This is a genomic window from Candidatus Hadarchaeales archaeon (genome assembly GCA_038823825.1).
Lineage (GTDB): Archaea > Hadarchaeota > Hadarchaeia > Hadarchaeales > Hadarchaeaceae > JAVZGN01.
In genome coordinates this window covers 419,581-444,415 of record JAWBCC010000001.1, presented here as the reverse complement: position 1 = coordinate 444,415, position 24,835 = coordinate 419,581, and the positions used below count along the sequence as shown (strand labels likewise).

Below are 24,835 nucleotides of genomic sequence, written 5' to 3'. Positions count from 1 at the left end.
TCCTTTAAATCATCTCAGGTCTGGCTTTCTCCAATCTTTCTACAATTTCGTACGGAACTGTTACGGTTCCTATGGGTCTTTCAGCCCCGTGAGCATCAGAACCGCCTATCTCGATCAATCCGTATTTTTTGGCAATTTTCTTGAATCTTGCTACTTCTTTTGGTGTGTGATCTGGGTGGTAAACTTCGATCCCTTTGAGACCAAGTTCTACAAGGTAAGGTACAAACTTTATGGCGTCCTGATATTTTGGATGAGCAAGCACGGGAACTCCTCCGGAATTCCTTATCAACCGCATGATTTCTCCAAGGGGGAGTTGGTAACGGTTGACATAGGCCGGGCGTCCATAGATCAAATATTTTTCAAATGCCTCTGATTCAGATTTCACGTATCCGCGCTTAACCATGGCTCTTGCCACATGAGGTCTCGTTAGCACACTTCCTTCTGCCGCTTCTGCCAAAACGTCTGCGAGTGTTATTTCGATTCCGATTTCGGATAATCTATCAACAATATCTCTTATTCTTCTGAATCGCCCCTGCTGAATTTCGCGTAACGCTTCTTTCAAAGTGGCATTTCGCCAATCAATAAAATAACCAACGATGTGAGCTCCAGTTGGACCTTCTTCATAACACATCTCGACAGCCGGTATGACCTTAACCCGATAAAGTTTTCCAGCTTCTAATGCCGGTTCAATTCCGTCCACAGAATCGTGATCGCAGATCGCTATCGCAGAAATCTTCATTTTCTTGGCGATTTTTACAGCTTCTTCAGGTCTGTAGCTACCATCAGAGGCAATAGTATGAATGTGAAGATCAGCAACTTTCTGCACTACTCCACCAATATACTCTCTACGACCATAAATAACTTTCAGTAGGTTAGGATGATCGTTCGTTTAGATATTCCAAAATTTTTCTTGCGAGTCTCTCTCTGGATTCAATATCGGGTAGAAAGAGGTCGGCACTCTCCACAGAAATGCCGAGCCGCTCAATTTCAGGAGCGAGATAATGATCACTTTTATCCACAAAAATAGTCTTTATAAATTGTCTGTAAATCTTTGCAACACCAACTGGGTTTACTTCATATTTTAAGGCTTTCATCAAGATCCCTGCGGGGCCACTGACTGGAGCATTACCTATGATGGGACTAACGGCCACTACCTTCTCTCTATTCTTCATCAATTTCTTTCCTATTTCTCGAACTCCGATGATAGGTCCGATACTGGTCACCGGATTGCTAGGTCCGATGATCACTAGCGAACTTTCATCAATGGCCTCCAGAACTCCAGGCGCGGGTCGAGCATTTTCCAAATTCTCAAAAGTTACATTTTTTACGTTTACATTTGCTCTTCTCGCGACCCAGAACTCGTGGAAACTCAAATCGCCCTCCTCCGTGTGAATGACTGTTCTAACGCGATCATCACTCATAGGCAAAACTATTGCCTTAACTCCAAGAGTTCTGCAGATTTCTCCGGTTATTCTTGATAGACTCCATCCTTCCCGCATTTTTAAGGTTCGGTAAAGTTTGACAGCTCTATCTTTATCACCGATTCTCAACAACTCTTTTTCTCCCAAAACTTTCAACATTTCATAGCAGCTAAATGTGTCTCCAGATATCCCATACCATGTTTCTTCGTTGACAATTCCGGCCAGAGTGTAAACAACCGTATCAATATCTGGTGAAACATACAATCCAGAAATCTCAGTATCTTCGGCTGTGTTCACTATTATCCTCAGATTACGTTGATCTACAATTTTGGTTAAACCTTGAATGAGTTTTGGCGTTCCGGTTCCCCCGGAAAGAACGGTTATCATCCATCACACCTTATACAAAAAGATCCTTCTCTTTTGGTCTCACAAGCTCGATGCATTTGCTCTCTCCGAACACAGATTGTGGGGCATTGCGAACTATTACGACGGGGGTTTTCTCATCGGCTTCACCCATCATCAACACAGCGGCTGCAGCTATTGCGTCTGCAGGGCTCGTGATTGTTGAAACAAGTTTTTTACCATAAATGTCTTTTTTTCCTCTGAGGTCATCTAACACCTTAACGCCAGCAACGCCAATGGCGACGCCTACGCATCCGAGTCTAAAAGCTCTCCCCTGCGTATCCGTGATTATTACTCCGACATTAACGCCGAGTTTTTTCCTTATGAAATCACGTATTTTTTTCGCAGACTCGTCTGGATTTTCCGGCAGAAGCGTCACGCAGTTTGGTGGAGCATTTGATCGATCAACTCCGGCATTGGCACAGACAAAGCCATGTTTCGTTCGGGAAATTATGACGTGTGCAATCTTGATGATTTCAGAAGATTCAGATAAAATTACCTCAACTTCTCTAGGATCTTTTCCGAGCTTCTTTGCTAATGCCACACTCAATCGACTTGGTTTAACTTTCTCTAGGTTAACGATTCTTCCTTCGCTCTTAGAAACTATGCTCTGACATACAACGATTATGTCTCCCTCCTCAAGCGAAACATTGTTTTTTCCCACGGTTTCTACGATGAGCTTGGGGAGGTTGTCTCCGGGTTTTACAATTGGGAAATTTCGAAGTGGTAGAAATTCCATTTCAATCCCCACACATTGTATTTTATTATATCAGAGATTAAAGAAAAGTGATGCGGCTGGGGGTTGAGTTTGTTCCATACATAGAAATAGACAAAATGGTTTCTCTTGCAAAACTTGTCGAACGCCTTCGTTTTAGCCAGATTTGGATATGTGACCACTACCATAATCGCTATGTCCACACAGTTTTGACGAGGTTGGCTCTTAGCACGTCAAAGATTTCTCTTGGGCCAGGTGTCACGAATCCTTATACTGCGCACCCAGCGATCACAGCAACGGCGATAGCGACGTTAAATGAGATCTCTGCAGGCAGAGCCATACTTGGAATATCCGCTGGAGACCCGTTATTCCTCCAAACAGTGGGATTAAAGCAAGAGAAACCGGTGAGAGCCGTGGAAGAAGCAATCAAAATCATTAGAGGTCTGCTTTCCGGCCGTACCATATTTTTCAATGGGGAAATTTTCAAGTGTCAGGGAGCAAGGTTGCGATTCGATCCGGGAGGTCATATTCCAATTTACGTTGGTGGTAGAAGGGAGAAAATGCTCAAACTTGCCGGGCGCTTGGGAGATGGTGTGTTGATAAATGCTTCACATCCAGAAGATATACGCGAATCGTTAAGTTTCGTTAGAGATGGGATGAGAGTCAAGAAAAAGAATTTTGACTTTGTGGCCTATATGGCCGTATCCATAGACGATGATCCAGAGGTAGCTAGAAAGTTGGTCAGAGGAGTTGTCTCATTCATCGCATCATCTGCTCCAAAAAGTTCTTTGGAGAGACACGGAATAAACGAGAAAGATGTCGAGAAAGTTAGGAGAAGAATTTTGGCTGGAAGTATAGAAAAAGCCCGCGAGGAGGTAACCCCTGAGATGATCGAAGCGTTCAGTGTTACAGGACCGCTAAAGGTTTTGGAAGAAAGAATCGAAGCTCTAAGAAAGCTCGGAATAACAACAGTGGTTGTTGGTTCTCCAATCGGAAGAAATAAACCAGCTGTTTTGAAACAGATCTCCAGTCGTCTATTGTGACATCATTGTACGCTTAGTTTTCTTTCCCTGGATAAGCTTTATAGCATCCTCCAACTAGCTTCGGATACTCGAATATTTCGAGAACGTGCAGAGGGCACATTGAACGCAGAGATTCTCGTCTATTACATCCTTATTAATTGTTGTCCGAGATTAATCTTTAAATGATGTTATTTGATTTCGAAGAAGAAAAAGTCGTGAAGTTCATCCGACAATACAAGAACAAAAGTGTTGGGATTCAACTTCCTGCTGGTTTAAAGAGATATTGCGACGAGATTCTGGAGGTCTATTACAGAGAAGGAATAAAACCAATTGTTTTTGATAGCTGTTTCGGATCTTGCGACCTTGCAGATAAGCAGGCGTGTCAAGCTGGTTGCTCCGCTCTAGTTCACTATGGACATTCAGACATGGGTCTGAGGACAGAGATCCCGGTTCTTTACGTGGAAGCTAGGGTAAAAAACTTGGATTTAGAACCCTTGGAAAAAATAATCGGAGATATTTGTGGAAAAAAGGTTGCTATCTTCACGACGGTCCAATATATCGACTACCTTTCCGATCTTGCGGCAATCATTCGAAGACTGGGTGGAATTCCCATGATCGGACAACACGGCTGGAGGACGAAGTATGATGGTCAAATTCTTGGCTGTGATCTTCAAAGTGTTCGTTCGGTTCTCAATCCTGACCGTCTTCTTTATCTCGGAACTGGCAGATTTCATCCACTCGGCGCATCGATAATCTCTAATAGCCCAGTTATATGTGTGAACCCTCATACATTTGAGGTCGAGGAAATTAGTGGAGAAGAGTTCCTTCGTAAGAGAATGGCATACATCATGCGTGCTCGTGATGCTCGGAAATGGTGTGTTGTGGTTTCCACGAAACCAGGGCAATTTCGATTCGCATTAGCGGAAAAAATTTATGAAAAGTTACTCAGAAATGAACGAAAAGCCACTTTGTTGATTGTGGATAAAATTTCGTCAGACTCTCTGGCGGATTTTGACCCAGATGCAGCGGTCATTGTCGCCTGTCCGAGAATACCGATTGACGATTGGGAACTTTTCGACTTCCCCGTGTTGACATCATCTGAACTCTCGATAATCCTAGGAGAAAAGGCTTCATATGAGCTTGACGAGGTTAAAGAGCAGGACTTTATAATGGCATTGAAATAAATCAAAGAAGGGGATTGAAAATGGTTGAAGTAAAGACTGGAGATTTCGTGCTTCCGGGCGATTTCCTTGCCACGCCCGAGGAATTTCTTCCAGGCGAAGGAACATATGAAGAAAAAGGAAAAGTCTACTCTTCATCCATTGGAATAGTTCTCCTTGATATTCGAACAAGAAAAGTTTCAGTTTTTGCTAGGACCAAGACTCTCCCAATTCTAAAACCGGGAGATTTGGTCATAGGGCGTGTCGAAGAAGTAAGAGATCAGTTTGCCACCGTCCTGCTCATGAACATGATCGGTAAGGAGGATAGGGAGCTCCCACCTCCGAGAATCGGTATTCTTCATATCTCCAAAGTTCAGCGCGGATTCGTGCGTGATTTAGGAGCGATGTTTAAAGCTGGAGACATAATAAAAGCAAAAGTAATCGAGGTCCGGCCAGAATGTGTTCACCTCACAACGATAGATAGAGCCCTGGGTGTGATATATGCTCTCTGTTCCAAATGTCGCCAACCTCTTGAAAAGGAGGACAACAAACTGAAATGCAGGACTTGCGGAAGTACTGAAACAAGAAAACTCTCTACGGACTATAGGCGGGGGACACCTTGAAGAAAAAAATCCGGATAAAAGTATCAAATGCTTCTTCCCTAATGAAGCTTATGGAAGCTCTCGGTGAAATAAGTGCCAACATGGACGCAGAAGGCTCAGGATGCGCGGTAAATATTTACATCTATGGTGATGAGGAAGAGATTAAAAGTACGATAAGGAAAATTAGAGAGATTGCAAGGAGGTTATGAATGATGGAAGTAGAGGTAGTCGAGAAAGAGGAAAAGAAAAGAGTTCTAAAGGTAACGGGGACGGACCACACTATTATGAATCTTCTATGCTCCGAGCTTCACAGTGACGAAGATGTTGTATTCGCTGCCTACAGAGAAGATCATCCTCTTACAAAAACGATAACTTTTTACATACAAACCTCGGGAAAAACTCCGGAAAAGGCGATAAAGGACGCGATTGCCAGAATTCAGAGGCAGATAGACGAGTTCGAGGAAAAGTTTAAAAAGGCGTTAAAGTGAATGTCAACCAAACCTCAAGCATCTTTTCATGTTAAGCCTGAAATAAGGATGCTCGGAGTGGATGATGGTCCGAGCACATCCGTAGCCGTATTACTTGTTGGAGTAGTTTGCCGAGGGGGAACGTCCGTTGATGGTGTGCTCAAAACAGAGATAGAAAAAGATGGGATGGATGTTACTGACAAATTGATTGAGATGGTTTCCAAAAGTCGTCATAAAGGGCAGCTTCGTGTAATTTTGACGGATGGGATAACTTTTGCGGGTTTCAACGTGTTGGATGTTCACAGAGCCTCCGATGAGCTAGGTCTTCCGTTCATAGTAATTTCAAGGAAAAGACCAAATATGCGTGAAATGAGGACAGCACTAAAGAACTTGTCAGGTTGGAAAGAAAGATGGCAGTTGATAAAGAAAACGGGCAAAATTTATGAGATGCGTCCGAAAGCAAGGGGGCCGCCCCTTTATATTCAACCGATTGGGATAAATCTCAGAGAAGCTGAAAAGATAGTAAGAATGAGTTGTGTGAGAAGTTCGATACCTGAACCGGTGAGGCTTGCACATATGATTGCAACTGCAATGGTAAAAGGTGAAAGTCATGGCGGGCCATAAACGTAAGAGAAGCTCTAAAATTAAAAATCTTCTCGGAACTGTTCTTTCTCTCCTACTGGTATACAGCTTTATGGTTTCCTTCGCAACCTTAGCCGCTGGAACCACATCTTTCTGGATGTCTGTGGTTTCAGATAGCATGAGTCATAAGGATAATCCTAATTGGAGGGTTTACTTCGAGAATCGAGAAGAAAGAAGGTGGCTCCTCAGTAAATATGGTATACCTCTTACGGAGGATGTTTTACGTACTTACGATACTTCCAAGTTTCCGGTTAAGGAAGGTTTTCAAAGAGGAGATCTGATAATTGTTAAAGGAGTCTCTTCCATATCCGAAATCTCTGTCGGTGATGTGATAGTAATGAGGGGTAAAAATGGTGGGCTCCCCATGACTCACCGGGTTCTCGCAATCTGGCAGAAAGACGGAGAGATAAGGCTGATAACCAAAGGGGATCACAACCCATTTCCCCTTCCGCAAGAGCGAGAGATACAACCAGAAGATATCATCGGTAAAGTTGTTTATGTGGTTCCAAAACTAGGATGGCCTTCCATAATTGTACAGGGAAGATAATGACCTCGCCTAGATTAGCCGTGGACGCCGTGATAAAAGCGAAGAATGGCATTGTTTTGGTGAGGAGGAAGAATCCTCCTTTTCGAGGGAAATGGGCGCTTCCGGGAGGTTTTGTCAAATATGGGGAAAAGGTGGAGGAGGCGCTAACCAGAGAAGTTAAAGAGGAAACTGGGCTTGAAGTTGAAATAGAGAAACTACTTGGAGTGTATTCTGATCCGTCTCGCGATCCTCGTGGGCATGTCGTAAGCATATGCTTCCTGGCAAAGGTAGTTAGTGGAAAGATGCGCGCTGGTTCAGATGCCGCCGAAGTCCGAATTTTTAAGAAGATTCCGTGGAAAAGACTTGCTTTTGACCACGCTAAGATTTTAATTGACGCCGGTCTGAATAGAAAATAATGCAGAAGTGTAAACGCTGTGGGGGAGTGATGCTACCTCAAGAGATCGGCAGGAGACTCATGTTGGTCTGCAACTCCTGCGGATATCGGGAGCAGGCTAGTCAGGAAGATAAGCGAAAAATTTCCACAAAGGAAGCGGACGTTATAGTCGTAGAAAAAAGAGGGGAACTAGCTCCAACAACCCACGTGATTTGCCCGAACTGTGGCGCAGATAGAGCTTACTGGTGGATAAGACAGACAAGGGCCGCGGACGAGCCATCCACCAGGTTTTATAAATGTGTGAAGTGTGGAAAAGTCTGGAGAGAATACGTATGAACATGTTTGTACGCTCGCCTTATAAAGAGAAGAGGATTTCGGAAATTTCATCAACAGATGGTCGAGTGAGGGTTTTAGGCACGGTGGTCGAGACAGGTGAAGTGGATTTAGTAATAGCAGACGAAACCGGACAAATTTCTTGTTTTGTAAAAGATCCCATCCTTTTGCAGGACATCCGCCCTGGCTCTGTTATCAGAGTGTTCGGTTTCCCAGTCGGTATGGGGGAGACAAAACTTCAAATCGACATAATTCAGAAGATGGACGGCCTGAACGTACAGCTTTATAGAGAAGTTCGGCAAGAAATTTCTAGGTTTGAGGAGGGACTTGAATGGTAAAGATGCGAATGGCTGAACCGAAGATTTTGAAAAATGCCATCGGATCGATAGTAGAGTTGATTGAGGAATCAGCTTTCAGGTTTACACCAAAAGGTGTTAGTATGCGGGCGTTGGATCCCTCGAGAATAGCGATGGTAGATTTCGAGCTTCCAGCTGATGCATTTGACGAATACGATGTCACAGATGAAATGATAATCGGTGTAAATCTCGTCGACTTCGAGAAAGCTTTGAGTAGAATGAAGAGCGGGGAAGAGTTAACATTGGAGATTTCTGAAGATGGGAGCAGACTCCTTTTAACTTTCCGCGGGGCTTCTACGAGAAAACTCGGAATTCCAATAATCAATGTTGAAGAAGAAGAGGTATCGGAGCCAAAAATACAATTCACGGCAGAAGTTGGGCTTACGGCAGAAGTGCTTATAGATGGTCTAAAGGACGCTGAAATGGTGTCCGAAAGCGTTCTCATTATGGCAAAGAAAGGCGAGTTTGTTATTTCGGCTGAGGGTAAGAAAGGCTCTTCGGAATTGAGATTGAAAGAGGGAGACGCGGCACTTACAAAACTTGATGTGAAGCAAAACACGAGTGCGAAGTTCGAACTAGAATATCTTCTGAAGATGGTAAAAGGAGCGTCTTCTTCGGATGAAATCATTTTGAAACTTGGCACCGATCTTCCGCTAGAGATGGAGATGAAACTCGAAAAGGGAAAACTGAGGTTCTTCCTAGCCCCGCTAATTGAGGCTTAATTAATCAGCTCCACCAAATGGAATTCGGATGCTGTCAGATTTCTACCTTCCAGTGCTGGACCCATTCGGCGAAGAAGCGAAGAAAATAGTAGCTAAAGCACCCCCCTTGGATTCTATGCCTCAGGAAATCATAGAACTTGCAGTAGATCGCTTGAAATGGAAGACGAGTGAATGTATCGTTGAACCAAATGAGAGAGCTGTTGAGAACGAAATACTCTCATTCTATCTGGCGATGCAGGCAACTGCTTCTGTGTCTATGCCTTATTCTAGGGAAGTTCAGTTTGTGGCAGAAAAGACGAGAGACACAATAAGGTACAGGCTTTACAACTTATTCAGAAAAGGAGAGGGAGACTTCTGTCTCAAAGCAATCAGTGGGCAGATAAAAAATCTGACACTTCAAGAACTCTCCAAAGCTCTTGGCATGAATTTTGATGAAAACGACCTTAGGAAGATACGAGATTTGCGCTTAAAGAAGGATGGGCTGAAGGAGGTGGATGATCATCTTCTTCCCCAGTATATGCCGTCTTTGGCTGTTAGATGGCATGATCTTTCTCCCCTTATTGCTCATGGGAGGTTACAAGTTACAGATCTTCACATGGTCAGTGGCTGGGCAATAGTTTCTCTTCGTGATTTGTGGGACCTCTATTCGGAGCTTATGTATGTCAAAACAGAGCGATACATCCAGGAAGTATTTGAAAAATTACAGGAGGGTGGAGAGCCGCATCCCCTCTTGCTCACAGTTGGTGAACGGATATCCAAGATGGTGCCAAGGGCGCCAGCTATTGCGGTCGACACCAGACGCATGGCGGGTAAACTTTTACCCGACTGTTTTCCTCCCTGTGTCTCAGCCGTCATGAATGGTGTGAGTCACGGCTTGAGAAACTTTGGAGTCGTCATGCTTCTCACATCGTTTCTTTCATATGCAAGAATTGCGCCGTCTGGTAAGGCTTCAAACAAGATATCTGATTTCGTGAAAGACATATCGATAGTTACTCAAGAAATCGTCCCGCTCATAGTAGAGGCGGCGAATCGTTGTAACCCGCCCCTCTTCCAAGATCAACCGCAGGAGAAAGCAAATATTTTCTATCATCTTGGCTTTGGGATGACGACCGAGCCGAAAATCGAGGATTCCGGGAGATCAAAATGGTATATGGTTCCAAATTGTTCCAAGATAAGGTCCTCGGCTCCACTGCTCTGTAAACCGGATGATATGTGCAAAAACGTGAAGAATCCGCTCACGTATTACTTTCTGAAGAAGAGGGAGAAGTTCAGAGGTGGCGTGCGTGATAATGAGAGAGGCAAAACCGGAGGAGAGGCGTAGGTTTTACGCTGAGGAATGGAAAAAGGAGGATCTGCCAGATTTCCTTCTTCATACTCTCTCCATGAGAGAATTTGGATTTGATTTGGATGGAACAGGCCCAAACTATAGGTATATTCAGTTTCTCACGATCGAGGACTTGGCAAATTTCCTGAAGTCGAAAGCACCTCATGCGGCGTATTCGAGCGTCTGTCTCTATCAGAATCCGAAACAAAGAGAGGGGTGGATCAAAGCCGAATTGGTTTTTGACATAGACGCAAAAGACCTGCCTGTAAAAAGTTGCGGATGTCCTAAAGGAGAGGTCTGCGAGAAATGTATAATGGAAGCTAAGCAGTTGGCAATCGAGTTTTCGGATGTTCTGAAATCGGATTTCGGCTTCCGGGATATACACTTTGTTTACTCTGGGAGAGGTTTTCACATGAGGACAACTGATGAGCCAGCAATGCTCTTGGGTGCGAGTGAACGTGATCAAATGGTCAGTTATATCGTTGGAGGCGTGATTCCTTCAGATTTGACGATATCCTTCGGATATTCAAGGATATTCAGAAAAAGGATCGCGTATATGCTGGAAAAAGTTCGGGAGGACGAACTCAAAGATGCTATAAAATCGAGAAGGGTTTTGAGTAAAATTCTCGCAGAGAAAAGCAAAATCATTGAGAAAATAAAAGCAGGACAAATAGAGGAAATTCTCAGACCAGGAGAAATAGGAGTTGGAACCATTCAGAAACTTCTCCAGTTTCTCGCAAAAATGAATTTTCAGCTCACTGACGGCAAAGTAACGGTGGACACAAAACGTATACTCAGGCTGCCGTCTAGCCTTCATTCAGGTGTGAGCAGAAAATGTATGGTCATAAAGAACATTGAAAAGTTTCATCCAGACGATGCAGTACCGAAGTTCCTGATGGAGGTGGAACATTGAAGGATTTGACATTAGACGAACTTGCGGAAATATGCAAACGCGAGATGAATTCAAAAGATGTGGAAAAGCTTGCGGACGGGTTCGTGCAGGATGTTTGTAAACTTTTGGAAAAATTGAAAATGGAAATACAGCAGAAGAGGGGGCTAGAAAAGGCATTGGCCGAGCGGCAGCTTTCAGAGGCGATTAGGCTGACCGAGCTTTTGTTTTCGGTCAGAACTACAAAGGCAATTATTCTGATTCTAACTGGAAGAGCTCCCCAGAACTTGGTTGAGATCGAACGCGAAAAATTCTCAGAAGTGAACCGACTTCTCGCAGAAATACGAAGATCGCTGGTTTCGGAAGAAAAAATAACGATAAAGATTCCGGGAGCCTGTGTGAGAAGGTTAGTTGTTTTTCGCCTAGGGATTTCACAAAAAATAGTAGGTGTAGATGGGAAAATTTATGGACCATTCGACGCGGGAGACATAGCAAACTTGCCAGCGGAAAACGCAGAGCTCGTGATAAAACACAGGTTCGCTGAGGAAATACATCCGTCGTAAAATCTTGAAAAACAGGCTTTTATGTAGATAACGAGTATTTTGACAGAGACGATGAAGCTTCCAAAAAAAATCCGGACGTATTGTCCCCACTGTAAAAAACATACCGAGCACACGGTTTCGCAGGCAAAGAAACATAAGGCGAGGTCTCTCAGTTGGGGACAGAGGCAATTCGAAAGAATAAGCAAGGGTTACGGTAGCCAGCCGAGATCTGAACAGAAAAAATTTTTCAAGACAACAAAGAAATTTGCTTGGCTTCTTAGGTGTTCTGAGTGTGGCAAGGCTCATCCCCGCACCGGCTTCAGAGCGAAGAAAGTCCAAATAGGTGAGTGAGATGAAAAAGAAAGCAACTTTTCTTCGCGTCAGATGTACCGGATGCGGCAACGAGCAATTGGTTTTTAGTCACGCAAGCACTATCGTGAAATGTCGAATATGTGAGAAGACTCTTGCTGTTCCTAAAGGAGGAAAAGCCGAAATAAAGGGGGTTATCCTCGGAGAGATGAGTTGATGCCGAGAAAGAGATCCGAGTGGCCCTCTCTAGATGAGTTGGTTCTCTGTACGGTTACGAAAGTCTTTCCTCAAGCGGCTTATGTAACCTTGGATGAGTATGGCGGGAAGGAAGGAATGATTCACATCTCGGAGGTGGCTTCAGGTTGGATAAAGAACATCCGCGATCATGTTAGAGAAGGACAAAAAATCGTATGCCGGGTTCTTTCTGTAGACCCGGTTCGTGGAGCGATAGATCTATCCTTACGTAGGGTAAAGGAAAGCGAAAAAAGATGGAAAATTGAGCGCATTAAGCTTGAGCAAAGAGCAGAAAAACTCCTTGAAATTGCAGCAAAAAAGATGAAGAAAACTTTGGATGAGGCATATGAGGAAATTGGGTTTAAGCTTCAGGAAAAATTTGGCGATCTATATGGTGCATTCGAGGCCTTGGCAAAAGATGAGCATGCGTTGGACGGCGTGATTGAGAATAAAAAATGGATAAAGATACTTGCGAAAATTGCCAAAGAAAACATAGAAACACCCCTTTACAAGATTTCTGGAACGCTTGTTCTTTCTTCTCACCGGCCAAATGGTGTGGAAGCAATAAGAGCCGCCTTGCTCGCTGCCAAAGCTTCTGCAACTGCTGATGCAAAAATAGAGATATATGTGGAAAGTCCACCGCGCTATAGGATAAACGTGACTGCACCATCTTACAAAACGGCCGAGGCTGTGATGAAACAGGCGGCAGACGTTGCGATAGAGGCTATAAAAAGGGCGGGAGGGAATGGGGAGTTTATAAGGGGATAAATGTGAAAATCAAACGGTGCAAATCTTGTGGCAGATACACTTTGAGAGAGAGATGTCCTGCATGTGGAGGAGAGACATCGACTCCCCATCCTCCACGTTTTTCTCCGCTCGATCCGTACGGGAAATACAGAAGAATGTTAAAGAAGGGGTATGAATGCGCGAAACAGTGATTCATCTGCTGGCAACTAAAAAGTTTAGGAATCCAATTTTGGTAGAGGGATTGCCCGGCATGGGGCACGTCGGAAAGATAGCCGTGGAACATCTCATCACGCAGCTGAAGGCAGAGAAGTTTGCAGAAATATATTCCTCCTCTTTTCCTCATCATGTTGTGATAGAACCGGACGGGACGATGAGACTACTGAGGAACGAGCTCTATCATGCGCAAGCTGGCGGAAGAGATTACATATTCTGGGTGGGAGATGTTCAGCCGTTCGGGTCAGAGGGACACTATCGGGTTGTCGAGAAGGTCTTGGATTTCTTGGAGCAGAGAGGGGTTAAACAGATGTTTACGTTAGGTGGACTCGCGACTGGCGAGTATGTGATAAACACCCCAAGAGTTATTGCTCTAGGAGACGCAAGTCTTGTCAAAAAAGCAGAGAAATTCGGAGCGATATCAGACAGATTGGCCGGACCGATCATTGGTGCGGCAGGGCTGCTCATTGGTCTCGGAAAACTGCGCGGGATAAAAGGTCTCTGTCTCTTGGGAGAAACAATGGGAATGATTGCAGATGCACGTGCAGCTAAGGCAGTTTTAACCGTGCTTTTACAAATACTGGGGCTTTCGGTTAGTTTTGAAAATTTGGAGATACGCGCGAAGGAAATAGAGGAGATGATGCGCAAGTTAAAGAGTGAGATGGAGAGAAGGGAAGAGAAGAGAAGGGAAAGTGAAGAGTTATTCTACATCGGCTAAATTCAGAGGGATAAAGCAATAAATCTGATTATATCTGCAACATCCTCACATCTGTCGGCTACATTTTCCATGTTATCGATTATTTCCTTAACGAGCAGATACTGTCCAATATCTTGACATTTTCTGGACCATTCAAGCAGTTCTGGCAAGATTTTCTTGATTCTGAAGTCGTCGATCAATTCCTCGGTCTTTTCTATCTCGTTTGTAACAGCGATTGCAGACTCTCTATCTTTTCTAAGTAACTTTAACGCATCATAAGTTTTCATAACCATTCCGACAAGATTCTCTGAAACATTGAGCATGAGTTTTCTGAGGTTTGGAGGTATTTTCTTCGGATCTGCTAGCGTTCCGATTTTCATCGCTGCAGCTTTTGCATTTGCAGCTATGTCATCTGCGGTCAAAATGAGCCTAACAAGATGCTCTTGATCGAGCGGATGTATTACCTTACCGTAAAGTTCAACGAGTATTTTACGCTTTATCTCATCGGCTTCTTTTTCCTTCTCAAAGGAAGTCCGATAGGAGCTTCTGCTTCCTTGCAGATTCCCCTTCTGAAAGTTTTCCATCGTTTCGTTTAGCGAGATAACAACCGAACAGATTTTCTGCATGTGGGTTTCACAAAGTCTTAGGATTTCCTTTTCCCTTCCTCTTCCCAACCAAGCAATTGGACCGCTTCTCAAATGATCACCCAGCTAAGTAATCTGAAAATTCCCATACTTATAAACGCTGCGCAAGGAATCGTTAGTGCCCAGAAGGCAAGGATTTTTCCTGTGGTCCCCCTATGGATGCTACCAAAACCACCTGCAGCCAGACCGACACCTATGATGCTACCGATGCTGCTATGGGTGGTGGAAATAGGTATACCGAAGCCCGTCAACCATGCGGGAACGGTGGTGAAGAGGAAAACGCACAGGGCATTTGAGAGTTCGGCGGAGAATCCCATCAAAGGATCCAGTTTTGTGATTCTGTAGGCCGCCGTTGCGATCACCTTGGGTCCCCAAGTGAATCCGCCCAAAGCGATGAAGATGCTTCCAAGTATTGCGAGAATTAGCATGGTTGTTAAAGTTGGTTTTCCGGTTAGAATCTCTGTAGGAGTTACAAAAACTCCAGTTGCATTTGCTAAATCATTTGCGCCAAACGCGAAAGCCGAAAAAGATAGCGAAAGAATAAGCAAGAATGCGAGCGAACCTTCTCTCCAATCTTTCCCTGATTTTTTTCTTTTCATCAATCCAACGGTGATTAATGATCCCAGAACAGAGGCAATGGTTGAGACAAAGACAATTTCCGAGATTTTACCCTTCCAAAAAATCTGGAAAATTGAAATGGATGTCGTGAGGAATATAAAGAAGACTATTGCAGCCGTTGTGAGCAAAATCTTTTTGTTTGAACCTCGCAAAAAGATATGCCTCATGATGTAAAAGAAGAAAGCGGCTAAAAGAGCGGATAAAACGGGAGAAAGGACGATACTAACTGCAACGAGTTTCAGTTTGCCCCAACCAATTAGACTTGGACAAGCGATGAGTCCGAATCCAAGAATGCTTCCGATTGCCGAGTGCGTTGTTGACACTGGCATTCCGAGCCAAGTAGAGACGGCAACCCAGATGATTGTAGCAAGCGCTGAGGTCAGGCTCCCGAGAATTAAGGTCTCTTTATTGAGCAAGCCGGTTTCGAAACCAGTTTTTCTATCGACGAGTCCCCTGTCAAACGTTTTTATCACGAATGGGCCTATCAAAATTCCGCCCAATGCGGCGAAAATCGCGAAAAGAGTGATCGCTTTGCGTAAGGAAATGACGCCTGCACCAACAGCGCATTCGGTCGGATTAGAGGCATCGTTTGCTCCTAGGGCCCACGCCATTGCGCATGATAAAATCATTCCAACAAGATAAACTAGCCAGACTATCATGACCTCTCACGAGCATCGGGAAAGAGAGCATTTAATCTTTTTGATGGACATAACAAGCGATGACTTAAAAATAGCTGACGGGCATATATGCTGGAGGATAGAATGCGCGTGAATGGAAATCTCTGCATGAGATGTGGGGCATGTGTGAGTGTTTGTCCGCTTGATGCGATAGAAGCCACAGATGGGCAGGTTATGGCGAGCGACAGGTGCAATGATTGTGGTCTTTGTGCCAAAGTTTGTCCAGTGGGGGCGATCACGGTTGGAAAAAAGAGAGTGTGATATCGCCATAGTCGGGGCAGGGCCGGCTGGCTCGACCGCAGCATATGCTGCGGCCAAAGCTGGTGCAAGCGTTCTCATGATCGATAGACGAAGAGAAATAGGAGTCCCGGTTCAGTGTGGCGAGGCTCTGGCGGAGGACGTGTTAAATGAACTGAAAATCAAACCGGATGAAAGTTGGGCTGTGAACAAGACGAATGCCGTGAAGATAGTCTCTCCAGGAGGAATCGAGGTCAAGATTTCCGAGAAGGCTGGTGGCAAAGTCGGTTACATACTCAACCGCAAGATTTTCGACAAGTTCCTTGCGCTACGTGCTGTGGAAGCCGGAGCTGAGCTGATCGTCGGAACGTATGTTAATCAGCCAATCATCGAGGATGGGAAAATCGTTGGAGTCAGGGGTTCAGGTCTTGGCGGAAGCATAGAAGTAAGGTGCAAGGTTCTGATAGCTGCGGATGGTGTGGGTTCTAGAGTTGCAAGATGGGCCGGGATAAAAAGTGTGATAACAGCCGCAGACATCGACACCTGTGCCCAATTTCAGATGAAGGGTGTAAAGCTGGAATCCACAAGGGTTCTCGAATTCTACCTCGGGAGCAAGATCGCTCCTGGAGGCTACGCTTGGGTCTTCCCAAAGGGTGAAGATTACGCAAACGTTGGGATAGGCATTCTCGCGAGCAGAGCGGAGAAGACACCTCTCGAATATCTTCAAGATTTTGTGAGAAGAATGCCAAACTTGGTGAGAGGGAAGATTATCGAGATAAATGCTGGTGGAGTCCCGGTGTGTGGGCCTCTCAAACAAACCGTGAAATCGAACGTTATGGTTGTCGGAGATGCGGCTAGACAGGTGAATCCTCTGACGGGAGGTGGAATAGACTCGGCAATGAGAGCTGGATCGATCGCCGGCGAAGTAGCGGCTAAAGCTGTAAAAGAGGGAGAGATCTCCGAAAAGAGATTGATGGAATACGATAAAAGGTGGAAAGCTTCATTTGGTGAACGTCTGCAAAAATATCTTAAGGCAAAGGAGATTTTCCTCTCCCTTTCAGATGAAGAGCTCGACAAACTTGCAGCGGCGGTCAGCAAGATAGAGTTTGACAGAATAAGTCTCACAGATCTAATAAGAGCGGTGATGCGGGCGGATCCAAAACTGTTGCTCAAGCTTCGCGGTCTGTTTTAGTGGAGTCTATGGAAAAACCGATCATAAGAATCGGGGCCGTTGCCGATGTCCACGCTCCTAAGTATCTCGATGATTTCACAAAAAGTTTGGCAAAAATAGGTGATCTCGATGTTCTTCTCTTGGTGGGCGATGTTGTTCTTAAAGGAGATTTCACACAGATGCCGCGAGTAATCGAAGAAATCAAAAAAGTATATTCCGGAAAAATTTTTGCGTGTTTTGGAAACGAAGAATATGAGGAAAAAGAGGAAGCCCTGAGGAGTTTTGAAGAGATTACGTGGTTGGACGATCAGGCCGCAAAGTTAGAAATTCACGGAAAAATTGTGGGGATTGTTGGTTCCAGAGGTTCGCTTGACAGACCGACTTCTTGGCAGCGAAAAAATAGGCCGGAGCTCTTCGAAGTATATCGAAAACGTGTTGAAATCTTAGATAATCTTTTGGAAAATCTGAAAGCCGATCTCAAAATTGTCATATCCCATTATGCTCCGACCTATCTTACTCTTGAGGGTGAGGAGAAATACGCATGGCCTGAGATGGGTTGTAAAAGGATGGAAGATGTGATAAAAAGGAGACAGCCGGATGTCTGGTTCCACGGACACGCCCATAGATCGGCGAGGCTAGAAGCGGAGATCGGCAGAACTTTTATAATGAACGCTTCTCTTCCGGCAAGGAAAGAAATAGCAATTGTAGAACTTCCAAGGAAATTTGGTTTGGAAAGATTTTTCTAAGGAGTGAGCCTTTTCTTGTCTCTTGGGAACAGTGCACATTCTCTGATGTTTTCCGCTCCGGTGAGAACCATCGTCAGTCTTTCTAAACCCAGACCCCACCCCGCGTGTGGTGGCATCCCATATTTAAATGGTAGAAGATGATATGAGAAATTTTCCGGGTTTAGACCGTGAGCTTTCAGACGCTCGACCAACAAATCGTATTGGTGTATTCTGGTTCCACCGGAAGCCAACTCTAGACTACCATACATGAGATCAAAAGCTTCTGCGAGCTCGCGGTTTTCAGATTTAGGCATGGTGTAGAATGGCTTTATCTTTAACGGCCAGTCGATTATGAAGTATGGTCCAGGAAACATCTCGCCGAGCTTCTTCTCAGCTGGAGTTGGTATGTCTTCTCCCCAAGGAATGTGTAGACCGGCTTCGTCGAGTTTTTGCAAAACTTCCGAATAAGTTAGGCGCGGGAAGGGTTTTTCCGGAACTTCCAGAGTTTTGTTCAAAATATCAAGCTCCTGCCTGCATTTTTCGTTTACTCTCGAGAAAACAGAAATGATAACTTCCTCTAGGATTTTCATCACATCTTCGGCTCTGGCATAGGCCATCTCTATATCCACCGATGTTGCCTCGTTCAGGTGCCTCGGTGTGTCATGCTCTTCAGCCCTGAAGATTGGTCCGATTTCGAAGACTCTCTCAAAAGCCCCCGTCAACACCTCCTTATATAGCTGCGGGCTTTGGCTCAGAAAGGCTTCTCGGTCGAAATAAGTTAGAGGAAAAAGAGCTGCTCCACTTTCCGTGGCAGTAGCGACTATCTTCGGTGTATGAACCTCAACGAATCCGAGAGATGTGAGACACTCTCTGATGGCCTGAACAGCCGTATGTCTGATTTTGAAGATCGCAAGAACTTCTCGGCGCCTAAGGTCTAATGCGCGGGCATCTAATCTCGTGTCGAGGTTGGCTTTAACTCTCCCAGTTATATCGAGTGGAAGAGGTGTTTGAGCTAGATTTAGAATTCTGATTTCGGAGGGGATTACTTCAATTCCTCTGGGGGCCTGAGGGACTCTGACCACAGCCCCTCTTACGGCTACGCAGGATTCTGGGGTTAAGATGGAAATCTTTTGTAAAATTTCCTGTGATGCTTTTTGTTTGGGAATGGTGATTTGGATAGTTCCGCTGATGTCACGCAGTATGAAGAACTTTATTCCGCCGAGGTCTCTTATGTTCTCGACAAAACCCATGAGGATGACTTCTTGACCTTCATTCTTCTCAGTTATCTCCCCAGCCAAGTGAGTTCTGCGGAGGTCCCCTAATTCGTCCATGGTTCTCTAAAAACAATGGTTTAAAAAAATAAAAAAGGAGGGCACGGGCCTTATGCCTTGCTCAAAGTAATTTCAATTGTTGAGACGTTGGCCGTGCCACTCTCTCCCTGAACCTGCTCAGTTCCGATTGCGATGTTTTGCACTGTCAGATTTTGCATGAAGCGATTCCTGAGGATCTCTGCAACGTCGACGGCTCTGCTAATGGCCTTGCCTCGTGCCTTGAGGACAACGGAATTCGCGCCCTCGTTGAACTGGGTGATGGCCGCTAGTACGTAGTTCATCACTGGTTTCGTTCCGATGTAAACCACATTTTCTGCAGACTTCTCAGCCATTTCATTCGCCTCCTTTGTTTTCTATTTCCGATAATAGCGCAGATATTTAAATATTTTCTCTGGCGAGGATGAAGGATAAACATGAAGTCTAAAGTTATTGATGTGCTTTTTGGTTTGGGAATAGCTTTTCTGTTTATATTTCCGTCGGTAGTTTTCTTGTTTTACGGTTTTCGAGAATCCCGTACAGTTTCTAATGTCTATTTAAATCAGGAAAATGAGAATTCCGAATTTATGGAGATAGTTTGGATTGCGGACTGGGGTTATCCCGGTCCCGGATATAGATATGAGAATTTCGTAGCATATCTCTGGTGGCCGGATAATGCAGAGTTCTTAAGAATAAGGAGTTACACGTTTAGTTATTATACCCCATCAAACGAGTACACTTGGTGGTGGGATTTAGATGATAATGAAATAGTTTACGGCGAAGCAAGGTGTGATCCTGTTGTGATAGGTTCTCTACCTGAATGGTTGCTTCCACATATGCCAGAGTTCAGTCTTGTTGAGATGGATACACCAACCGGAAGAAGAACCGTTGCAAAAATCACGCAGAAGGAGTACTGGGAAAATATACAGTATAACATCAATGTTTGGATAAGGATTCCGAGAAGAATAGCTGAAAACAGAGAGTTTACAGGAATAGAACTCGGAGAAAATATAAATTTATTAGGGCAACGCTACTGGAGTGACAAGGCGTATTTCTATTTCGATTACGAACCAAAGAAACCGATGGGGCAAGTGTTTCATCTGAATCTTGGAGATTTCGGTAATGAAGGAGTTTACATGAATACACTTTTAACAGCAACAATTATTCCCGGAAGATGGATAAAATCCAAGGGTTATCGGGTTAGTGGATACGAAATTCTATAGAACTGGTAATATGACAGTTATTGGAAGCGGAATAGTCTTTGTAACATCTTTCACTTCGGCAACAACTCGGATATTCGAACCGACATCCACATAGAAGCAAGCTACTATTGTTTGGCTACCGTTTGTGGCTTCTATATCGATTTTGTATTCAAAAGACTTTGTTTTGGATGGTTTAATGCCAGCTGGCTGGATAAGTCTCAAAATATATGTGTCGTGCGTATTGTTTTCTCCGATTTTATTCCAATTTATAGCAAGACGGTAACTTGGGTCGATGTTTGCACACGCTTTGAAAATGTATCCTTTAGGAATTCCAACTTCTGTTTGTATTTCATAACCGTTACTGATGTAGATAAGCTCGTACCAAGGATCTCCAGTAGGCTCATAACTTGGAAAACAAAATATCAAGTATCGTATGTAGTTTTGATGTTTGATGGCATCATAAGTTATACTTACAGGATATCTTTTTTGTTTCAGCAGAATATTGTCTGATTGGAGCGGAGAACCGTTTTCTTGGATGTTGGAACCGAGCGGACGTGACGCATAATAAAGCAGATAATTCCGATTGTCTGGAAGACTCGGATCGTTTGTTCTTATTTCGAACGGCATGTTCTCGGATCTTCTAAACCAGCTATCCATGACTGAAAACCTCAGAGTGCTTCTTCCATTCGGATAGAACGCAAGCCTAAAGACATACGCATTTTCTGTTTTTCTGTGAGACGTTATGTTCTCGAACCTGAATCTCTTTGAGTTTTCTGGTCTGAAAGAAAGCCCAGTCCACCTCCCGGCATAAACCCAGTCATATTTGTAAACTGGTGTCGGTTTATATGCCCAGGCGTATGTGTCTGCCAAAAATAGAATAGATGGCGGATTTTCAGGGTCTGGATAATAAACGGCATATCTTCCATAATCATCTGGATGCATGTATGGTTCTCTTGGGTAGTCTCTTCTCTCGATAATCTCATAATATCGGAGTCGTACTAAGGTTTCTGGACCCCAGATTGTCAAGTAACTAGGATCATACTCCCAGTGGAGAACACATATGTTGTCACGCGACATGCCATTTGCATAAATATTTTCATGCAGATTTATCGAAAATCTGAATTCTCTGCCTATAAGAAAACGGATATCGGAAAACGGAATGTTTGCAACATTGTCTAGAACAGTTACCTTTTGTGGAAGCCCTTGTGGGTCTATGGAAATCGTGGCAACAAGTTTAGAGTTTTCCAAATCATATTTTACCTTGACGGCATTTATTGGAGGATTGACACACCAATATATGCTGTCTATACCGATATAACCAGAGCGGAGAATACTTACTTCTCTTACACCAAACAAACGGAGACCATCTTCATCGACAAAGAGGTCTCCAGCTCCAACTCCATTCCCATATGCATCCTCTCCGTTTATGAAAACACTTTCTCCGTTTGGAATCCACTCGTTAACGGCAATCCTTTTTCCAACTATAGTATATGCCCAAACATCTGCATCATAGAGATCTATTGTTATCGGAACTGTGTACACATTGTCAACCCAGAGGGTAACATTCTCTCCAGAGAGCAAACTTGTTCCGAGCAGGAGGTTATCAGTGTATCCGTTCAACCGGGCAACGTAAAGGTTCTCGTGCTTTATCGGATATGGAAGATAGTAATATGTCTCGAAGATGTTTTCGTATGCATCTACGTATTTGCGATAAACATGATACTTTATCCGGACATTGTAATAACGATATTCGCTTGTGTTTTCCGGGGGATTTGAAAATTCCAGCTCACCCTTATAAACCCAACCATAAACTGGAACTCGTGTGTTTGTGAGCATCCAGTCGTATCGATCGACAACGAAGACATATTTTATCTTCTTTAGCTCAACTGTCATGTTTTTGTAATATGCTCGTACTCTTGGCGCATCATTTGATGTTTGATAGTTTTCTCCAAAGATCTCAAAATAATAAACCGGGCCGGATGGATAAGAATAGTGCCACCAGTTTCCATAATCATTTACGGTGGCGGAACTCGATTGCCCGAGAACAGATGAACTTCCTATTGTCACATTGCTTATTCTCCATCTGTTAGAGAATCCGTTTGTAATGATGTCGTCGACGGAAATTGTAAAGGTTTGTTGCCCTTCAAATGTCGTCGGTTCGTTCCCGTTCTCTACTGCTTTCATATACAAATTGAGCTTAAGAGAGAAACAGTCTTCTGGGTCTCCCTCTTTGTTGATATCCGCTCTAACCGTTATTTTTACCGGAACCTTGCTCAGATTTTTATCATTTCCACCGGTCCAAGGAGGATAAAAGTACTCATATCTACTTGGAAGGATTGGAGAGATTTGTCTAGTATCATAACCGATCGTATCGATTCTTTTACTCGTTATTTTATACTTGTACGATCCATCAGACTCAGGGGGGTAAAACTCGTTTCCCACGTTGTACCCGTAATATTCGCCGAAAGATGCATCATACTCGACGCCACTCGCAGTTTTCACCCAAGTATATTGCTGGGCATCCTGATATCCAACGATTTCCCAGTGATAGACATCAGCTGCCCAATAGCTTTCGAGTTTCCATCCAGATTTGTTTTCATATGAAGGTGCCTGCCACGCCTCTACGTCTTTTACATACTCCCAGCGATAATCAAAATACCAGCCGAGCCTGTTTTCCTGAGAGTTGTAATTTCTTGAAAAGCTCAATGAATTGTTCCTCATCCATGCTTTGAACGGATCGTAGAACATGTAAACAACGAGTCTTCTGTTTTCAGGCGAGACCTGCCCTTTCCAAGAAGTTTGAGCATAACCGAGGGCACTTACAACGATATCTAGGGCGTGATTTTCTCTTCCAGAAATTTTGATAAATGCTTTTCCATTTTGCCTCGTGTGCAATTCTAAAAAGGTCTTATTATGCGAGGCGATGGTCCCCACAATGCCAGCGTTTTCGATCGGCTCATCGGTTTCAACATCTTTCACAAGAATCTCTATTCCATTCGATGGGAGACGAAAAGATACAAGTTTTGAGAGATTTATCGGGAGATTTTCCATAAAACTAAAGCTTGCCTCAATCGTTCCGCTTGATTTTTCTTCGCAGACTACCTGCTGTACAAAAAAGATAGTGAAGATGATAAAAATATAAGTCAAACGATTTTCCATTTCTCACCTCCTTCTTTTTGTAGAAATTCCCTTTAAAAGTTTGACATATTGGTTCGGAATGCGCCAAGAATCTACACGAGCTCCATTTTTGCCCCAAGTTTCTTCATATCTTCAACGAAGTTTGGATAAGACACTGGTATGCTTTCTGCACCCTCGACCACTGTTTCTCCTTCAGCCACCAGCCCGGCCACCGCAAATGCCATCGCCATTCTGTGATCCATGAAGGAACTCACGTGTGTGCCCCTGAGTTTTTCAACTCCCCAGATCCTCAGACCGTCCGGCAATTCCTTAATTTTTACCCCAAATTTCTCCAGCCCGATGGCCAAAACGTGCAACCTGTCGCTCTCCTTCGCCCTAAGATGTGGAACATTCACTATCTCGGTTTTCCCCTCAGCTACGCTTCCGGCGACAGCTAGCGGTGGCACTAGATCCGGATTATCTTTGCAGTCGAGTTCGGTTCCTTCCAGAGATTCTCCAAAAATCTCGACGTAGTTTCTTCCTACACGCAATTCTGCTCCGAAGTCTCGCAAAAAGTCGACGATTCTCTTGTCGCCTTGCGGTCCTTCGAAGTCCAAATTTTCAATTCTCACTTTAGATCGCGTTATTGCCCCTGCCACAAGCGGAAATGAGGATGAGGAGAAATCTCCGGGTATTTTTATGTTCAGCGGTTTAAGCGGTCCGCCCCTTATCCTAAACTTTCGGAAATCAGGCGAATGTTTTACGTCAGATCCGGCAAGCTTCAAGAGCTCCAGTGTTATCTCTACATAAGGCCTAGAAACGAGTTCTCCTTCTATTTCGATCTCTGTTTCTCCCTGAAGCTGTGTGGCCGCGATAAGAAGCGCCGAGATAAATTGAGAACTGACGTTCCCCGGCAGACCGACGCTGCCCGCACGTAGACCGCCACCGACGATGACGGGAGGTCTTCCTTTTTCTCCCTCGCATCTAGCATCGGCTCCAAGAGTTCTCAGCGCCTCTATGAGTGGACCCATCGGCCTTCTTAGAAGCGATTCATCGCCGGTGATCTTCAAACGTTTTGGCGAAAGAGCAGCCACTGCACTGAGTAGACGCATGGTCGTTCCAGAATTCCGTGCATCGATTACATCTTTCTTCGGAGAAATTTTACCACCAGTTCCTTCAACTATCCAGACATCGTTTGTTCTTTCGACTTTTGCCCCGAGAGTTTTTATACCCTCAATCGTGGCGAGTGTATCCAAGCTTATGAGCGGATTTTCTATCTTGCTTTTTCCCTTCGCAAGCATTGCAAGAATGAACGCCCTGTGCGTGTATGACTTTGAGGGCGGCGCCGTAATAGTTCCAAAGATATGCGAGGGATAGACAATGAGTCTGCTCATTTTCGTCAATTTCAATTAAGCATTTT

Annotated in this window: 31 protein-coding genes; 22 read left to right on the top strand and 9 right to left on the bottom strand. The window is 44.3% G+C overall.

The window, feature by feature from the left end; translation table 11 throughout:
• Positions 1–4 precede the first annotated feature (4 nt).
• From QXF64_02355 to cofE, 3 genes are read right to left on the bottom strand one after another with little or no spacing between them, the layout of a single operon-like run.
• Complete coding sequence (locus QXF64_02355) at positions 5–826, bottom strand: PHP domain-containing protein (GenBank protein MEM1689336.1); 822 nt, start codon at positions 824–826, stop codon at positions 5–7.
• Positions 827–872: 46 nt separating this feature from the next.
• A complete protein-coding gene (gene cofD / locus QXF64_02350) occupies positions 873–1,808 on the bottom strand; it encodes a 2-phospho-L-lactate transferase (GenBank protein MEM1689335.1) in 936 nt (311 codons plus the stop codon).
• 10 nt (positions 1,809–1,818) lie between these two features.
• Entirely contained in the window at positions 1,819–2,562 is a 744-nt protein-coding gene (gene cofE / locus QXF64_02345) for a coenzyme F420-0:L-glutamate ligase (GenBank protein MEM1689334.1), read from the bottom strand.
• A 50-nt stretch (positions 2,563–2,612) separates the two neighbouring features.
• On the opposite strand from cofE, the gene QXF64_02340 reads away from it, so the two are divergent.
• From QXF64_02340 to QXF64_02255, 18 genes are all read left to right on the top strand, one after another.
• Entirely contained in the window at positions 2,613–3,581 is a 969-nt protein-coding gene (locus QXF64_02340) for a 5,10-methylenetetrahydromethanopterin reductase (GenBank protein ID MEM1689333.1), read from the top strand.
• A 161-nt stretch (positions 3,582–3,742) separates the two neighbouring features.
• A complete protein-coding gene (gene dph2 / locus QXF64_02335; protein MEM1689332.1) occupies positions 3,743–4,744 on the top strand; it encodes a diphthamide biosynthesis enzyme Dph2 in 1,002 nt (333 codons plus the stop codon).
• A 20-nt stretch (positions 4,745–4,764) separates the two neighbouring features.
• Positions 4,765–5,343 carry an exosome complex RNA-binding protein Csl4 gene (locus QXF64_02330; protein MEM1689331.1) on the top strand — a complete coding sequence of 193 codons (579 nt, stop codon included), beginning with the start codon at positions 4,765–4,767 and terminating at the stop codon, positions 5,341–5,343.
• The gene (locus QXF64_02325) at positions 5,340–5,531 is read left to right on the top strand and encodes a hypothetical protein (protein MEM1689330.1); all 192 of its coding nucleotides are present in this window, start codon (positions 5,340–5,342) and stop codon (positions 5,529–5,531) included. The genes QXF64_02330 and QXF64_02325 overlap by 4 nt, the downstream gene beginning before the upstream one ends.
• On the top strand, positions 5,532–5,810 hold the full coding sequence (locus QXF64_02320) for an RpoL/Rpb11 RNA polymerase subunit family protein (protein MEM1689329.1): 279 nt from the start codon (positions 5,532–5,534) through the stop codon (positions 5,808–5,810).
• Entirely contained in the window at positions 5,811–6,413 is a 603-nt protein-coding gene (locus tag QXF64_02315) for a DUF99 family protein (GenBank protein ID MEM1689328.1), read from the top strand.
• Positions 6,400–6,978 carry a signal peptidase I gene (locus QXF64_02310; protein ID MEM1689327.1) on the top strand — a complete coding sequence of 193 codons (579 nt, stop codon included), beginning with the start codon at positions 6,400–6,402 and terminating at the stop codon, positions 6,976–6,978. The genes QXF64_02315 and QXF64_02310 overlap by 14 nt, the downstream gene beginning before the upstream one ends.
• A complete protein-coding gene (locus tag QXF64_02305; GenBank protein MEM1689326.1) occupies positions 6,978–7,373 on the top strand; it encodes an NUDIX hydrolase in 396 nt (131 codons plus the stop codon). The genes QXF64_02310 and QXF64_02305 overlap by 1 nt, the downstream gene beginning before the upstream one ends.
• A complete protein-coding gene (locus QXF64_02300; protein ID MEM1689325.1) occupies positions 7,373–7,687 on the top strand; it encodes a transcription factor S in 315 nt (104 codons plus the stop codon). The genes QXF64_02305 and QXF64_02300 overlap by 1 nt, the downstream gene beginning before the upstream one ends.
• On the top strand, positions 7,684–8,022 hold the full coding sequence (locus tag QXF64_02295; GenBank protein MEM1689324.1) for a hypothetical protein: 339 nt from the start codon (positions 7,684–7,686) through the stop codon (positions 8,020–8,022). Before QXF64_02300 ends, QXF64_02295 begins: the two co-directional genes overlap by 4 nt.
• The gene (gene pcn / locus QXF64_02290; GenBank protein MEM1689323.1) at positions 8,016–8,762 is read left to right on the top strand and encodes a proliferating cell nuclear antigen (pcna); all 747 of its coding nucleotides are present in this window, start codon (positions 8,016–8,018) and stop codon (positions 8,760–8,762) included. Before QXF64_02295 ends, pcn begins: the two co-directional genes overlap by 7 nt.
• Positions 8,763–8,790: 28 nt before the next feature.
• Entirely contained in the window at positions 8,791–10,083 is a 1,293-nt protein-coding gene (locus tag QXF64_02285) for a hypothetical protein (GenBank protein MEM1689322.1), read from the top strand.
• Entirely contained in the window at positions 10,052–10,999 is a 948-nt protein-coding gene (gene priS, locus QXF64_02280) for a DNA primase catalytic subunit PriS (protein ID MEM1689321.1), read from the top strand. The genes QXF64_02285 and priS overlap by 32 nt, the downstream gene beginning before the upstream one ends.
• On the top strand, positions 10,996–11,538 hold the full coding sequence (locus QXF64_02275; GenBank protein MEM1689320.1) for a hypothetical protein: 543 nt from the start codon (positions 10,996–10,998) through the stop codon (positions 11,536–11,538). Before priS ends, QXF64_02275 begins: the two co-directional genes overlap by 4 nt.
• Positions 11,539–11,869: 331 nt before the next feature.
• Positions 11,870–12,043, top strand: a complete 174-nt coding sequence (locus tag QXF64_02270; protein MEM1689319.1) for a 30S ribosomal protein S27e — start codon at positions 11,870–11,872, stop codon at positions 12,041–12,043.
• Entirely contained in the window at positions 12,043–12,828 is a 786-nt protein-coding gene (locus tag QXF64_02265; protein ID MEM1689318.1) for a translation initiation factor IF-2 subunit alpha, read from the top strand. Before QXF64_02270 ends, QXF64_02265 begins: the two co-directional genes overlap by 1 nt.
• 2 nt (positions 12,829–12,830) lie before the next feature.
• Positions 12,831–12,998: an RNA-protein complex protein Nop10 gene (locus QXF64_02260; GenBank protein MEM1689317.1), complete on the top strand. Its 168-nt coding sequence runs from the start codon at positions 12,831–12,833 to the stop codon at positions 12,996–12,998.
• On the top strand, positions 12,983–13,738 hold the full coding sequence (locus QXF64_02255; protein MEM1689316.1) for a proteasome assembly chaperone family protein: 756 nt from the start codon (positions 12,983–12,985) through the stop codon (positions 13,736–13,738). The genes QXF64_02260 and QXF64_02255 overlap by 16 nt, the downstream gene beginning before the upstream one ends.
• A gap of 2 nt (positions 13,739–13,740) precedes the next feature.
• Here QXF64_02255 and QXF64_02250 read toward each other — a convergent pair whose 3' ends face one another.
• Together QXF64_02250 and QXF64_02245 are read right to left on the bottom strand one after the other, a co-directional pair.
• Positions 13,741–14,415: a DUF47 family protein gene (locus QXF64_02250; GenBank protein ID MEM1689315.1), complete on the bottom strand. Its 675-nt coding sequence runs from the start codon at positions 14,413–14,415 to the stop codon at positions 13,741–13,743.
• Complete coding sequence (locus tag QXF64_02245; GenBank protein MEM1689314.1) at positions 14,412–15,638, bottom strand: inorganic phosphate transporter; 1,227 nt, start codon at positions 15,636–15,638, stop codon at positions 14,412–14,414. The genes QXF64_02250 and QXF64_02245 overlap by 4 nt, the downstream gene beginning before the upstream one ends.
• Positions 15,639–15,725: 87 nt before the next feature.
• Here QXF64_02245 and QXF64_02240 point away from each other — a divergent pair, with 87 nt between their 5' ends.
• The 3 genes from QXF64_02240 to QXF64_02230 are packed head-to-tail and all read left to right on the top strand — an operon-like array spanning position 15,726 to position 17,810.
• Positions 15,726–15,917 (top strand): 4Fe-4S binding protein, encoded by a 192-nt coding sequence (locus tag QXF64_02240; GenBank protein ID MEM1689313.1) that lies wholly within the window; start codon positions 15,726–15,728, stop codon positions 15,915–15,917.
• Complete coding sequence (locus QXF64_02235; protein MEM1689312.1) at positions 15,898–17,085, top strand: NAD(P)/FAD-dependent oxidoreductase; 1,188 nt, start codon at positions 15,898–15,900, stop codon at positions 17,083–17,085. Before QXF64_02240 ends, QXF64_02235 begins: the two co-directional genes overlap by 20 nt.
• Positions 17,086–17,093: 8 nt before the next feature.
• Complete coding sequence (locus tag QXF64_02230; protein ID MEM1689311.1) at positions 17,094–17,810, top strand: metallophosphoesterase; 717 nt, start codon at positions 17,094–17,096, stop codon at positions 17,808–17,810.
• Here QXF64_02230 and aspS read toward each other — a convergent pair.
• Positions 17,807–19,120 (bottom strand): aspartate--tRNA(Asn) ligase, encoded by a 1,314-nt coding sequence (gene aspS, locus QXF64_02225; protein MEM1689310.1) that lies wholly within the window; start codon positions 19,118–19,120, stop codon positions 17,807–17,809. The genes QXF64_02230 and aspS overlap by 4 nt on opposite strands.
• Before the next feature lie 50 nt (positions 19,121–19,170).
• Positions 19,171–19,452 carry a DNA-binding protein Alba gene (gene albA, locus QXF64_02220; GenBank protein ID MEM1689309.1) on the bottom strand — a complete coding sequence of 94 codons (282 nt, stop codon included), beginning with the start codon at positions 19,450–19,452 and terminating at the stop codon, positions 19,171–19,173.
• Positions 19,453–19,533: 81 nt separating this feature from the next.
• On the opposite strand from albA, the gene QXF64_02215 reads away from it, so the two are divergent.
• Entirely contained in the window at positions 19,534–20,319 is a 786-nt protein-coding gene (locus tag QXF64_02215; GenBank protein ID MEM1689308.1) for a hypothetical protein, read from the top strand.
• On the opposite strand, the gene QXF64_02210 is transcribed toward QXF64_02215, so the two are convergent.
• Together QXF64_02210 and aroA are read right to left on the bottom strand one after the other, a co-directional pair.
• Entirely contained in the window at positions 20,314–23,457 is a 3,144-nt protein-coding gene (locus tag QXF64_02210; protein MEM1689307.1) for a hypothetical protein, read from the bottom strand. The two genes, QXF64_02215 and QXF64_02210, sit on opposite strands and share 6 nt — an antisense overlap.
• Before the next feature lie 71 nt (positions 23,458–23,528).
• On the bottom strand, positions 23,529–24,809 hold the full coding sequence (aroA, locus tag QXF64_02205; protein ID MEM1689306.1) for a 3-phosphoshikimate 1-carboxyvinyltransferase: 1,281 nt from the start codon (positions 24,807–24,809) through the stop codon (positions 23,529–23,531).
• Positions 24,810–24,835: the final 26 nt, after the last annotated feature.